General features: G+C 68.7%; 14 protein-coding genes. 13 read left to right on the top strand and 1 reads right to left on the bottom strand.

The window, feature by feature from the left end:
* The first annotated feature begins 4 nt into the window (after positions 1-4).
* Genes ACWF82_RS07210 through ACWF82_RS07270 form a run of 13 tightly spaced genes read left to right on the top strand, consistent with a single transcriptional unit; the run spans position 5 to position 11779 of the window.
* The gene (locus tag ACWF82_RS07210) at positions 5-1801 is read left to right on the top strand and encodes a nickel-dependent hydrogenase large subunit (protein WP_452498859.1); all 1797 of its coding nucleotides are present in this window, start codon (positions 5-7) and stop codon (positions 1799-1801) included.
* Between the two features lie 5 nt (positions 1802-1806).
* Positions 1807-2736: a NifU family protein gene (locus ACWF82_RS07215; protein ID WP_452498861.1), complete on the top strand. Its 930-nt coding sequence runs from the start codon at positions 1807-1809 to the stop codon at positions 2734-2736.
* Positions 2733-3365, top strand: a complete 633-nt coding sequence (locus tag ACWF82_RS07220; RefSeq protein WP_379303054.1) for a DUF5947 family protein — start codon at positions 2733-2735, stop codon at positions 3363-3365. Before ACWF82_RS07215 ends, ACWF82_RS07220 begins: the two co-directional genes overlap by 4 nt.
* Positions 3365-4012 carry a DUF6084 family protein gene (locus ACWF82_RS07225; RefSeq protein ID WP_379303052.1) on the top strand — a complete coding sequence of 216 codons (648 nt, stop codon included), beginning with the start codon at positions 3365-3367 and terminating at the stop codon, positions 4010-4012. Before ACWF82_RS07220 ends, ACWF82_RS07225 begins: the two co-directional genes overlap by 1 nt.
* Positions 4013-4020: 8 nt before the next feature.
* Positions 4021-5343, top strand: a complete 1323-nt coding sequence (locus ACWF82_RS07230) for a hypothetical protein (RefSeq protein ID WP_452499170.1) — start codon at positions 4021-4023, stop codon at positions 5341-5343.
* 15 nt (positions 5344-5358) lie between these two features.
* The gene (locus tag ACWF82_RS07235; RefSeq protein WP_452498863.1) at positions 5359-5478 is read left to right on the top strand and encodes a DUF6893 family small protein; all 120 of its coding nucleotides are present in this window, start codon (positions 5359-5361) and stop codon (positions 5476-5478) included.
* Between the two features lies 1 nt (position 5479).
* Positions 5480-5980, top strand: coding sequence for a hydrogenase maturation protease (locus ACWF82_RS07240; protein ID WP_452498865.1), 501 nt, complete (start codon positions 5480-5482; stop codon positions 5978-5980).
* Between the two features lie 3 nt (positions 5981-5983).
* Positions 5984-6226, top strand: coding sequence for a HypC/HybG/HupF family hydrogenase formation chaperone (locus tag ACWF82_RS07245; protein ID WP_357346664.1), 243 nt, complete (start codon positions 5984-5986; stop codon positions 6224-6226).
* Positions 6223-8490, top strand: a complete 2268-nt coding sequence (gene hypF, locus ACWF82_RS07250) for a carbamoyltransferase HypF (protein ID WP_452498868.1) — start codon at positions 6223-6225, stop codon at positions 8488-8490. The genes ACWF82_RS07245 and hypF overlap by 4 nt, the downstream gene beginning before the upstream one ends.
* 17 nt (positions 8491-8507) lie before the next feature.
* Entirely contained in the window at positions 8508-8852 is a 345-nt protein-coding gene (locus ACWF82_RS07255) for a HypC/HybG/HupF family hydrogenase formation chaperone (RefSeq protein WP_452498870.1), read from the top strand.
* Positions 8849-9961: a hydrogenase formation protein HypD gene (hypD, locus tag ACWF82_RS07260; RefSeq protein ID WP_379303040.1), complete on the top strand. Its 1113-nt coding sequence runs from the start codon at positions 8849-8851 to the stop codon at positions 9959-9961. The genes ACWF82_RS07255 and hypD overlap by 4 nt, the downstream gene beginning before the upstream one ends.
* Positions 9954-11027, top strand: a complete 1074-nt coding sequence (hypE, locus tag ACWF82_RS07265; protein ID WP_452498872.1) for a hydrogenase expression/formation protein HypE — start codon at positions 9954-9956, stop codon at positions 11025-11027. Before hypD ends, hypE begins: the two co-directional genes overlap by 8 nt.
* Positions 11028-11056: 29 nt before the next feature.
* Complete coding sequence (locus ACWF82_RS07270; protein ID WP_452498874.1) at positions 11057-11779, top strand: DUF6390 family protein; 723 nt, start codon at positions 11057-11059, stop codon at positions 11777-11779.
* A 60-nt stretch (positions 11780-11839) separates the two neighbouring features.
* Here the strand turns inward: ACWF82_RS07270 and ACWF82_RS07275 are convergent, their stop codons facing one another.
* Positions 11840-12286 carry an NUDIX hydrolase gene (locus ACWF82_RS07275; RefSeq protein WP_452498876.1) on the bottom strand — a complete coding sequence of 149 codons (447 nt, stop codon included), beginning with the start codon at positions 12284-12286 and terminating at the stop codon, positions 11840-11842.
* Between the last annotated feature and the right edge of the window lie 285 nt (positions 12287-12571).

Below are 12571 nucleotides of genomic sequence, written 5' to 3' on the forward strand. Positions count from 1 at the left end.
TGGAATGACTGCCATCATCCCCGAGCCGTCACACAAGAGGATCGATCCCGACAGCCTCGTCGAAATGGCCTGGGACCCGATCACCCGCATCGTCGGCAGCCTGGGAATCTATACCAAGATCGATTTCGACAACCGTGAAGTGGTCGAGTGTCACAGCACCTCGTCCATCTTCCGCGGCTACTCGATCTTCATGCGGGGCAAGGATCCCCGCGACGCGCACTTCATCACCAGCCGCATCTGCGGTATCTGCGGCGACAATCACGCCACCTGTTCGTGCTACACCCAGAACATGGCCTACGGGGTGAAACCGCCGCACCTGGGCGAGTGGATCGTCAATCTCGGTGAGGCCGCGGAATACATGTTCGACCACAACATCTTCCAGGAGAATCTGGTCGGCGTGGATTTCTGCGAGAAGATGGTCGCCGAGACCAACCCCGGTGTCCTCGCGCAGGCGGAGAAGACCCCGGCCCCGCATTCGGGCGAGCACGGCTACCGCACCATCGCCGACATCATGCGCGCGCTCAATCCGTTCACCGGCGAGTTCTACCGGGAGGCATTGCAGGTCAGCCGCTACACCCGCGAGATGTTCTGCCTGATGGAGGGCAGGCACGTGCACCCGTCGACCCTGTATCCCGGCGGCGTCGGAACCGTCGCGACGATCCAGCTGATGACCGACTACATGACGCGCCTGATGCGCTACGTCGAATTCATGAAGAAGGTCGTGCCGATGCATGACGACCTCTTCGATTTCTTCTACGAGGCGCTCCCCGGGTACGAAAAGGTCGGATTGCGGCGCACCCTGCTGGGTTGCTGGGGCTCGTTCCAGGACCCGGAGGTGTGCAATTTCGAGTACAAGGACATGGAAGAGTGGGGCAGGCGGATGTTCGTCACCCCCGGCATCGTCGTCGACGGGAAACTGCTGACCACCTCCCTGGTCGACATCAATCTCGGCATCCGAATCCTGTTGGGCAGTTCGTATTACGACGACTGGACCGACCAGGAGATGTTCGTGAAGACCGACCCGCTCGGCAATCCGGTCGACCGGCGCCACCCCTGGAATCAGCACACCAACCCCAAGCCGCAGAAGCGCGACATGGACGACAAGTACAGCTGGGTGATGTCGCCGCGCTGGTTCGACGGCACCGACCATCTGGCGCTCGACACCGGGGGCGGGCCGTTGGCCCGGCTGTGGGCGACGGCGCTGGCGGGGCTGGTCGATATCGGCTACGTGAAGTCCACCGGGCACAGTGTGCAGATCAACCTGCCCAAGACCGCGTTGAAGGGCCCGGTCAGCTTCGAATGGAAGATCCCCGCGTTCGGCAGCAACACCATCGAACGCGATCGCGCCCGCACCTACTTCCAGGCCTACGCCGCGGCTTGTGCGCTGCACTTCGCGGAGCAGGCGCTCGGGGAGATCAGAGCGGGGCGGACGAAGACATGGGAGCACTTCGAGGTTCCGGAGGAGGGCATCGGTTGCGGGTTCACCGAGGCGGTACGCGGAGTGCTGTCCCATCACATGGTGATCAGGGAAGGCAAGATCGCCAACTACCACCCGTATCCGCCGACGCCGTGGAATGCCAACCCCCGCGACAGTTTCGGCACGCCGGGCCCGTACGAGGACGCGGTACAGGGCCAGCCGATCTTCGAGGAGAACGACCGCGAGCACTTCAAGGGCATCGACATCATGCGCACCGTGCGCAGCTTCGATCCCTGCCTGCCGTGCGGGGTGCACATGTACCTCGGCAACGGCAAGACGCTGGAGAAACTCCACTCGCCCACCCAGACACTCACCGGGGAGTAACGGTGATGCCGGATCGGCCGGGGGAGCACGACGAGGCAGCGATCGACCAAGACCGATGGCGCGGCGCAGGCGAGCGGATCGAGACCCTGCTGAACGCGAGTTCGGCGGGTGGGGTCGTCGCCCGTGAACGTGCCGAGCAACTGGTGCGCGAGGTCGCCGACCTCTACGGCGCCGGACTGGCACGGGTCCTCGCGCTCGTCGACGACGACGTGCGCGATCGGCTCGCCGCCGACGATCTCGTCGCGAGCCTGCTGCTGGTGCACGGCCTGCACCCGCATGACGTGCACACCCGCGTCCGCGCGGCGCTCGACAGTGTGCGCCCGTACCTGGGGTCCCACGGTGGTGATGTCGAACTGCTGAGCGTGACCGACGGCGTCGTGCGTCTCGAATTGTCCGGTAGCTGCCGCACCTGCCCCTCGTCCTCGGTGACCCTGGAACTGGCGGTGGAGGACGCGGTGCGCGCCGCGGCGCCGGAGATCGAGTCGATCGAAGTGGCTGCCGCGCAACCGGAGTCGACCGACGCCCTGATCTCCGCCGACTCACTGTTCGCGCGGGTACACGCCGAGGCCCGCCCGGTGGGCGAGCACCACGGGAGCTGGATCGCCGTTCCGGAGCTGGGTGAGCTCGGTGCCGGCGAAGTCGGCGGTTTCTCCATCGGCGGGCACGCGGTGCTCGCCTGCCGGGTCGGTGAGGAGCTGTTCGTCTACCGCGACCACTGCCCGTCGTGTGACAACTCCCTGGCCGGTGCCGCGCTGCAGCGGCGGGATGGATTCCCGGTCGGTGACGCGGTCCTGCGCTGCCCGAGGTGCCGAGCGCACTACGACGCCGTCCACGCCGGTGCCCGGGTCGACGGCGACGGCCATCTGGAACCGCTGCCGGTGCTGGTGCGCGCCGGTGAACTGTCGGTGGCCGTCCCGGTGGGGGTGGGCGGGTGAGTTCTCCGCTGGGGGTGCTGCGGCGCCTCACCGTCGACCGCAAGCCCGCCGTGCCTGCGGGCGAACGGTGTGAGATGTGCGCGGAGTCCATCGCCGCCGAGCACCAGCACGTGGTGAATATCGAAGGACGTCAGCTGCTGTGTGTATGCCGGGGCTGCTACCTGCTGTTCACCGACCAGAACGCCACCCTGCGGTATCGGGCGGTGCCCGACCGGTACCTGCGCTTCCCGGAGTTCACCATCAGCCACGGCGAGTGGGACGCGCTCGAGATCCCGGTCGGTCTGGCGTTCTTCTTCGACAATTCCGCGCTGGGCCGCACCGTCGCGTTCTATCCGGGACCGATGGGGGCCACCGAATCCGAACTGCCCCTCGACCAGTGGCGCACGGTGCTCGACCGGCACCCGGAGATCGACGTGGCCCTCCCCGATGTCGAGGCGCTGATGATCCGGGTCCCCGAGCGCGGCACCGCAGAGGCCGCCTGCCTGCTCCTGCCCATCGACGCCTGCTACGAGTTCGTCGGCCACATGCGGTTGCTGTGGCGCGGGTTCGACGGCGGCCAGGACGTGCACCGGTATCTCGACGAGTTCTTCGCCGCGGTGTCGGCGCGCGCCCGGCCGGGTGGTGTGTGATGTGCCCGGCCTACTCGACGACCTTCGCGGTGCTCGGCATCGCACCCGAGCCCTACGCCGTAACGCCGACCCTGACAGCGCGCGTCGGGATCGCCGCGCTCGCCGAGGAACCGGTGCACGCCATCGCCTTACGCGCGCAGGTGCGGATCGAACCGCACCGGCGCGGCTACACCGACGAGGAGAGCGCAGGCCTGCTCGACCTGTTCGGGCCACGCGAACGCTGGCGTGACACCCAGCGTTCCTTCCTCTGGATGCACTGCGCCACCATGGTTCCCGGATTCCACGGCGGGGCTCAAGTCGACCTGCCGATGCCGTGCACCTACGACTTCGAGGTGACCGGGTCCAAATATCTGCACGCCCTGCGCGAAGGGACGGTGCCCCTGATCTTCCTGTTCAGCGGCACCGTATTCATCCGCGGCGCCACAGGTTTCGCGGTGCAGCAGATACCGTGGGACCGCGAGGACAAGTTCCAGATGCCGGTCTCGGTGTGGGGCGACCTGATGGCCGCGCACTTCCCGAACTCGGGCTGGCTGCGCCTGCGCCGCGACACCCTCGACGCGATCGCCGCCTACAAGTCCGGCCACGGGCTGCTCGGCTTCGACGACGCGGTGACCCGCCTGCTCGACACCGCCGAGGACAGCTCATGAGTACGGAGCTGACGAGATCACGGGCCAGGGCACGCGCGGTCGCCGACGCGGTGCTCTACGAGGGCTACCTGCTGTACCCGTACCGGGCGAACTCGGCCAAGAACCAGTCGCGCTGGCAGTTCGGTGTCCTCGGCCCGGCCGGGGCCGCCGCGGCAGGCCTCGGTGAGGATGCGGAACTGTCGGCCCAATGCCTGCTCGACGCGGACGAGCACGCCTCGATCACCCTGACCGTCCGGTTCCTGCACCTGCAGCGCCGCACGGTCGAGGACGCCGGGGGAGTCCCGGTCGCCGAGCTCGTCGTCGACGGCCGATCGTGGATCAGCTGGGACGAAGCGGTCGAATGCGAGGAGCGGATCGGTCCGCTGCGGCTGATCGCTGCGACGGCACGCTTCTCGATTCCGGCCGGAACCGATCTCGAGGTGATCCCCGGCGCCGACGGGTCACCGGCCGGTCGGCTGGTCCGGAGCCGCGTGCACCTCGACGGTGAGGTCCAGGTGTCGGTGGAACCCGACGGGCGATGGACGCGTCTGAGCGTCACCCTGCGCAATATCGGTGCCCCGGCGACCGATCGGGAGGAGTCCATGGCCCGCTCGCTGATCGGCGCGCACGTCATCGCCGACATCGACGACGGCTCGTTCGTCTCGCTGCTCGAACCCCCGCCCGATGCCGAAGCCGCCGTGGCCCGCTGTGTCCAGCACCGCTGCTTCCCGGTCCTGGCCGGACCGCCCGGCGACCACAGCATCGTGCTGATCTCCCCGATCATCCTCTACGACCACCCCGAGATCGCCGAGCAGAGCGATGGACCGCTGTTCGACTCCACCGAGATCGACGAGATCCTCACCCTGCGGGTGATGACCATGACCGATCAGGAGAAGGCCGAAGCCCGCGCGACCGATCAACGGGCCGCCCAGATCATCGACCGCTGCGACGCCATGACCCCGGAGGCCCTGCAGCAGTTGCATGGGGTCCTGCGGGATCCACACGCCGAATCCGCCGCCCTGATCCCGGAGGTGCCCGACGGCGTCGACTGGTGGGATCCGATGGCCGACAACGCTGTTCGGCCCGAGTCCGACGCGGTCATGGTCGGCGCGGTCAAGGTACGCAACGGCACCAGGGTCCGCCTGCATCCGTCGCGGCGCGCCGACGCCCACGACCTGTTCTACGACGGCAGGGTCGCCCGGGTCGTCACGGTGCACGCCGATGTCGACGGGCAGGCGCACGTCGGCGTGGTCATCGAGGACGACCCCGCCGCCGAACTGCACGAATGGTACGGCCGCTACCTGTATTTCGCCCCGGAGGAGATCGAACCACTCGACAGCCCACGAGAATGAGAGAAGAGGTCAGTCATGGCCACCATAGGAATGATCGCCGTCGGATTCGCGGCCGTGGTCGCCGCTGCCGCCGCGATCCTCGGCGTCCGCTCGATACCGGACCTGCAGCGCTACTTGAAGATTCGCCGGATGTGAGATGACGGCACGAGTGCTCGTCGCCGGGATCGGCAACATCTTCCTCGGCGACGACGGTTTCGGGCCCGAAGTGGTGCGACGGCTCCCGCCGCACGGTGCGGACGTGCGCGTGGTCGACTACGGCATCCGCGGCATGCACCTGGCCTACGACCTGCTCGACCCCTGGGACGCGCTGGTGCTCGTCGACGCGATTCCCGACCGCGGTACCCCCGGCGCGCTCTCGGTCTTCCACGCCGAACCCGACGCCGCCGGCGCTGCGCAACTCGACGCGCACGCCATGAACCCCGACGCCGTGTTCGCGAGCGTGCGCGCGCTCGGCGGGACCCTGCCACCGACCGTTGTCATCGGCTGCCAGGTCCACTCGGTCGAGGAGGGCATCGGACTATCCGCGCCGGTCCTCGCCGCGGTCGACCCGGCGATTGCCGCGGTGGCCGAGGTGCTCACCCGACTGGCCACCGACCCGCGCGAGCCACTCACCCCGTCGAACCGATCGGAGGGATGAACCATGTGCCTCGGTATCCCAGGACAGGTCGTGGAGATCCTCGACGGCTACCACGGGCAGCTCGCCCTGGTCACGGTCTCCGGCGAGGACCGCAAGGTGAATATCGGCCTGCTGGAGGAGGATCCGGTGCATCCCGGTGACTGGGTGATCATCCACATGGGTCTGGCGGTCGAGAAGACCGACGAGGCCGGTGCCGCCACCGCGCTGGCCGGGTTGAACCTGCTCGGACGAGGTGAACAGCCATGACCGCCGACCGGCAACGCCGTCGCCTCGTGGTCTGCGGGGTGGTGCAGGGCGTCGGCTTCCGGCCCTTCGTCTACACCACCGCCGCCGAGCTGTCCCTGTCCGGGGCGGTGGCCAACGACAGCTCGGGAGTGATCATCGAGATCGAAGGCGCGCCTGCCGATCTGGACGAGTTCGCGCGCCGTCTGCGCGAGCACCCCCCACCGCTGGCCGTCGTCGAATCGGTCGAGCAGCGCACGATTGCGCTCCTCGGCGGCACCGGATTCCGCATCGCCGACACCACCCGCGACGGCGGTGGCCGCACCCTGGCTTCACCCGACGTCGCGATCTGCGACGACTGCGCCGCCGAACTGGTCGATCCCACCGACCGCCGCTACCGCCACCCCTTCATCAACTGCACCAACTGCGGACCCCGGTTCACCATCATCGCCGAACTGCCCTACGACCGGCCCAGCACGTCGATGGCCGACTTCCCGATGTGCCGGCGCTGCGCCGTCGAGTACGCCGACCCGGCCGACCGGCGCTTCCACGCCCAGCCCATCGCCTGCCCCGACTGCGGCCCCCGCCTGACCTACTCCGGGCAGGGAGACCCAGTGGAGTCGGCACGAAACCTCTTACGCGAGGGAGGAATTCTCGCCGTGAAGGGCATCGGCGGCTACCACCTCGCCTGCGACGCCACCAACGAGGACGCCGTGGCCACCCTGCGCCGCCGAAAGCGGCGCGGCGACAAACCGTTCGCAGTCATGGTCGCCGACCTGGCCGGGGCGCGCGCGATCGCCGAGGTCGACGACAGCGCCGCCGCATTGCTCAGCGGCCCCCAACGGCCGATCGTCCTGCTGCCTCGTACCGCCGACGCCCTCGCCCCCTCGATCGCGCCACGCAACCCCGATCTCGGTGTGCTGCTCGCCTACACGCCACTGCACCTGCTGCTGTTCGGGCTCCCCGGCGACCCGCCCGGCCCGCGGGTACTGGTGATGACTTCGGGCAATCTCGGTGGCGAACCGATCTGCTACGACGACTCCGATGCCCGCACCCGGCTCGCCGAACTCGCCGATGGCTGGCTCTCCCACGATCGCCGCATCCTCACCCCGTGCGACGACTCGGTGGTGCGTGTCGTCGACGGCATCGAGCTGCCGCTGCGCCGGTCGCGCGGCTACGCGCCACTTCCGCTGACCCTGCCCGTCCCGGTACCGCCGACGCTCGCTGTCGGCGCGGACCTGAAGAACACCTGCGCGGTCGGCGACGGCCGCTACGCGTGGCTCAGCCAGCACATCGGCGACATGGACGACCTGGCCACCCTGCGCGCTTTCGGCTTCGCCGCCGAGCACCTCGCGGAACTGACCGGGGTCCAACCCACCCAGCTCGTCGCCGACGCGCACCCGCGCTACCGATCCACCACCTGGGCGCGCACCCACGCCGAAGGCCGTCCGGTACACACCGTCCAGCATCACCACGCGCACATCGCCGCGGTCATGGGCGAACACGGACTCGGCGCGTCGGACACGGTCACCGGGATCGCGTTCGACGGCACCGGATTCGGACCCGACGGCGCCATCTGGGGCGGTGAAGTCCTGGCCGCCGGGTACAAGGGCTACCGCCGGCTCGCGCACCTGAAGTACGTGCCGCTGGCGGGCGGGGACGTGAGTGTGCACCGGCCCTACCGGATGGCGCTGGCGCATCTGTGGTCCGCGCGACTGGACTGGTCGGACACGATCGCCTCGGTCGCCGCCTGCCCCACCGACGAACGAGCGGTGCTGGCACACCAATTCGGCTCCGGCTTCGGGTGCACCCCGACATCGAGCATGGGACGGCTCTTCGACGCCGTGTCCTCGCTGGCCGGCGTCCGCCACACCGTCGACTACGAAGCCCAGGCCGCGATCGAGCTGGAGGCCGTCGCGCGTGGCGCCGGCCCCGGCTCCCGCACCTACCGGTTCGGCCTCGATCACACCGCCGACCCGGCCGTGATCGACCCGGCCCCGGTTGTGGCCGCCGTGGTCACCGACGCCGCCCAGGGCGTCCCGGCGGCCGTGATCGCCGCCCGCTTCCATCACGCCGTGGCCGCGCTGGTCCTCGACCTCGCCCTGGATTTCGCACCGTCCCCGACGACCGTCGCGCTCTCGGGTGGGGTGTTCCAGAACGCGCTGCTGCTCTCGGCGGCACGCACTGTGTTGCGCGACAACGGGTTCCATGTCATCACCCATCGCAGACTGCCGCCCAACGACGGTGGTCTCGCGTTCGGGCAACTACTCGCCGCCGGTGCGGGTTGAGCGAAAGGAGAGCAGCGATGTGCCTGGCAGTCCCGGGAAAGGTGCTCAGCCTGCACGAACGCGACGGCACCATGATGTCGGTCGTCGACTTCGGCGGCGTGCACAAAGACGTGTGCCTGGAATACATTCCGGACGCGGCGATCGGCGACTACGTGGTGGTCCACGTCGGCTTCGCCATCCAGCGCCTCGACGAGGAATCGGCGTTGCGCACACTGGCCGAATTCGAGCACCTCGGTGTGCTCAACGAGGAGTTCGGCGACGGGTTCGCCCTCGCCGCCAGACAATCCGGGCTCCCCGATCCCACGGCAGAACCGGCAGCGACCGACTCCGGCGCCGACGACGACACGGAGGTGACGTCATGAAGTATCTCGACGAATTCAGCAATCCCGACCTGGCGAAGAACTTGCTCGACCAGATCCGCGCGGCCACCTCCCAGCGGTGGGCCATCATGGAAGTTTGTGGCGGACAGACTCATTCGATCATCCGCCACGGCATCGACCAGCTGCTGCCGAACGAGATCGAGATGATCCACGGCCCCGGCTGCCCCGTGTGCGTCACCCCGCTCGAGGTGATCGACAAGGCGCTCGAGATCGCCGCGCAGCCCGGGGTGATCTTCTGTTCCTTCGGCGACATGCTCCGGGTCCCCGGCAGCGAACGCGATCTGTTCCGGGTCAAGAGCGAGGGCGGTGACGTGCGGGTGGTGTACTCGCCCCTGGACGCGCTGACCATCGCCCGGCAGAACCCGGACCGGCAGGTGGTGTTCTTCGGTATTGGCTTCGAGACCACCGCACCGGCCAACGCGATGACCGTCTATCAGGCCAAACGGCTTGGCATCGAGAACTTCTCGCTGCTGGTCTCCCACGTGCTCGTCCCACCCGCCATCGCCGCGATCATGGAATCGCCGAGCTGCCGGGTCCAGGGCTTCCTGGCCGCCGGGCACGTTTGCAGTGTGATGGGCACCGAGGAGTATCCGCCGCTGGCCGACAAGTACGGGGTACCGATGGTGGTCACCGGATTCGAGCCTCTCGACATCCTGGAAGGCATCCGGCGCACCGTGACCCAGCTCGAGAACGGCAGGCACGAACTCGAGAACGCCTATCCCCGCGCGGTCCGCGCCGAAGGCAACCCGGCCGCGAAGACGATGCTCACCGACGTCTTCGAAGTCACCGACCGCGCCTGGCGCGGGATCGGTGTGATCCCGAACAGCGGCTGGCGTCTCTCCGAACGCTACCTCGCCTACGACGCCGAGCACCGGTTCGCGGTCACCGACCTGCACACCGCGGAGTCCTCGATCTGCCGCTCCGGCGAGGTGCTGCAGGGGCTGATCAAGCCGCACGAATGCGCCGCCTTCGGCAAGCAGTGCACACCGCGGAACCCGTTGGGGGCCACCATGGTCTCCTCCGAAGGCGCCTGCGCGGCCTACTACCTGTACCGGCGCCTCGATCTGCCCGCGGAGGTGGCTCATGCGTGAGGACAACGCGGCGGTCAGGCTCGACATGGACAGCTGGGTGTGCCCCATGCCGCTGCGCGACTCACCGACCATCGTGATGGGTCACGGTGGCGGGGGAGCGATGTCGGGTGAGCTGATCGAGCACCTGTTCCTGCCCGCGTTCGGCTCCGCCGCCGAGGCGGGCATGGGTGATTCGGCGGTGCTCACCCTCGGCGGCGCGCGGCTGGCCTTCTCGACCGACTCCTTCGTCGTGAAACCCCTGGCGTTTCCCGGCGGGTCGATCGGGGACCTGGCAGTCAACGGCACCGTCAACGACCTGGCCATGGCAGGCGCGCGCCCGATGGTGTTGTCCACGGCGTTCATCCTCGAAGAAGGCACCGCGCTCGCCGAGATCGCCCGGGTCGCCGAGGCCGTCGGCACCGCCGCCCTCGCGGCGGGCGTCAAGCTGGTCACCGGCGACACCAAGGTGGTCGACTCCGGCCACGGCGACGGCATCTTCATCAACACCGCGGGCATCGGCATCGTCGACGACGGCATCGACATCCGCCCGCAGCGGGCCCGTCCCGGCGACGTCGTGCTCGTCAGCGGTGACATCGGGGTGCATGGCGTCGCGGTGATGAGCTGCCGTGAGGGCCTCGAATTCGGCACTACCGTCTGCAGCGACACCGCGCCGCTCAACGGACTGGTCGCCGCGATGCTGGCCACCGGCGCCGACGTGCACGTGCTGCGCGACCCGACGCGCGGCGGGGTCGCGGCGACACTCAACGAGATCGCGGGTGTCGCGAAAGTCGGTGTGGCACTGGATGAACGGAAACTGCCCGTACCCGACGCGGTCCGTGATGCGTGCGGCCTGCTCGGCCTCGATCCGATGTATGTCGCCAACGAGGGAAAGCTGATCGCGTTCGTCGCCCCCGAGGACGCCGACCGAGTGCTCGCGGCCCTGCGTGCGCACCCGCTGGGCGCGCGCGCCGAAGCCATCGGTGTCTGCGTCGAGGACCATCCGGGCATAGTGGTCGCCCGCACCGCCCTGGGCGGCACCCGGGTGGTGGATCTGCCCGCCGGAGAGCAATTGCCACGGATCTGCTGACAGGAGGCGCGATCATCGACGGGACCGAAATGTTCGCCCGCTACGCCTACGCGCCCAACCGGCTCGGCTACTGCGGTCCCTCCGACGCGCGGGCGCTGCACAACGGCTCCGCCGAAGAAGTCCGCGCCCTGGCACGGCAGTTCTCCGGAGCCTGGCCCTACCTGCGGGCCATGGCGACACTGACCGGCATCACCGATCCGCTCGACCGGCGCCTCGTCGAGTCCTATTGGCTCGGTGGCGGGATCGGCGCCGACCTCGACGCGGACGCGTTCACCGCCGAACTGCTCGCGATCATCGCGCCGATGGCCGGGCACTACTGGTCGTACCTGAATTCCGACCTCGCCGGGGAAGCCGCCGCCAACCACGGATTCCACGTCTTCGGCGTGTATCCCTGGACCCGGTTGCTCGGCCGCGGCGCCGACGAGCACCCGATCCGCATCCTGGACAGCTGCCGCATCACCTGGGGCACCGTGATGGCTCGCGAAGACGGCGCCGCTGCTGTCCGCTGTCAGCGGCTGGTACTGGACGGTCCGCGGCTGCGGTTGTCCGCTCCAGCGCTCCAGCGCGCCGAGGTCGACGACCAGCACCTGGCGACCGAGGTGGCTGTCGGTGACCAGGTCGCCGTGCATTGGGGGCGGGTGTGTGGCCGCCTCGATTCCGCTCAGACGCGGGCGCTGACCACCAGTACCGCACGACAACTGCGGGTGACCAATCGACGGTTGGCCGACGCCGCGCGTACCGCTCGGCGGTAGTCATCCTCAGCGCGGCTCGACGCGGTGCGTTCCGGGAGCCCGCTGCGGCCCCGCCGGACCTCAGGGATGGACGAGATTGCGGTAGGTATCGAGGATGCGGCGGATGGAGGACGTCACGGGGAGCTCGCCGTCGATTGGCGCCCAGACGTACCTGGCATGGACGGTGAGGCGGATCGGATCGGTCGCCGCGACATCCACCGCGAAATGCAGGCGGCGAACCGGGCGCGCGTCGGGGGACAGGTAGTCGAAATCCCCGACGTGGTGCCGAATCCCGGTGACGACCAAGCCGGTTTCCTCGTACACGCCACGGACGACCGCGTCGGAGAGGGACTCCCGCGGCATCACAGTGGTGCCGGGAAGCTTCAGAGTGGCCTTGATCGGGCCGGTGTCGTGGCGCGCGAGTAGCAGCACCTGTCCACCGCGATCGATGATCGCACCGACCCGTGGTGCGGTACCGTCGCTCTCGGCTCGACGGGACAGATCCTCGAACTCCAACTCGGATACCACTAGGACTCACCGACTTTCGACTCCGACACCGATCGCCACCGCCGCCGGATTCGACGACCGTGTCGGTGATTACCGTACGTCTCGGGCACTACGGGCGTAGGCGAATCAGAACGCAAGATTGCGAAGCCGTGACCGAGCCCACGCATCCGGATCCGGTCCGAATGAGATCCACCCGCAGCATGTCGAGGCAGGCGAGAACGCCGCCGCCCGATGAACCCGGTCGAACCGGCGCCAGGCTACCGGTGCGTGGCGTCCCCGCGCCGGATCCTTGCTGCGGGAGTCGGG

The sequence above is a fragment of the Nocardia sp. NPDC055053 genome (assembly GCF_053608285.1).

What these genes read in the sequence shown, in the direction of transcription:
- ACWF82_RS07210 (WP_452498859.1), top strand. Translation starts at nt 5, where the DNA reads ATGACTGCCATCATCCCCGAGCCGTCACACAAGAGGATCGATCCCGAC.
- ACWF82_RS07215 (WP_452498861.1), top strand. Translation starts at nt 1,807, where the DNA reads ATGCCGGATCGGCCGGGGGAGCACGACGAGGCAGCGATCGACCAAGAC.
- ACWF82_RS07225 (WP_379303052.1), top strand. Translation starts at nt 3,365, where the DNA reads ATGTGCCCGGCCTACTCGACGACCTTCGCGGTGCTCGGCATCGCACCC.
- ACWF82_RS07235 (WP_452498863.1), top strand. Translation starts at nt 5,359, where the DNA reads ATGGCCACCATAGGAATGATCGCCGTCGGATTCGCGGCCGTGGTCGCC.
- ACWF82_RS07240 (WP_452498865.1), top strand. Translation starts at nt 5,480, where the DNA reads ATGACGGCACGAGTGCTCGTCGCCGGGATCGGCAACATCTTCCTCGGC.
- ACWF82_RS07245 (WP_357346664.1), top strand. Translation starts at nt 5,984, where the DNA reads ATGTGCCTCGGTATCCCAGGACAGGTCGTGGAGATCCTCGACGGCTAC.
- hypF (WP_452498868.1), top strand. Translation starts at nt 6,223, where the DNA reads ATGACCGCCGACCGGCAACGCCGTCGCCTCGTGGTCTGCGGGGTGGTG.
- ACWF82_RS07255 (WP_452498870.1), top strand. Translation starts at nt 8,508, where the DNA reads ATGTGCCTGGCAGTCCCGGGAAAGGTGCTCAGCCTGCACGAACGCGAC.
- hypD (WP_379303040.1), top strand. Translation starts at nt 8,849, where the DNA reads ATGAAGTATCTCGACGAATTCAGCAATCCCGACCTGGCGAAGAACTTG.
- hypE (WP_452498872.1), top strand. Translation starts at nt 9,954, where the DNA reads ATGCGTGAGGACAACGCGGCGGTCAGGCTCGACATGGACAGCTGGGTG.
- ACWF82_RS07270 (WP_452498874.1), top strand. Translation starts at nt 11,057, where the DNA reads ATGTTCGCCCGCTACGCCTACGCGCCCAACCGGCTCGGCTACTGCGGT.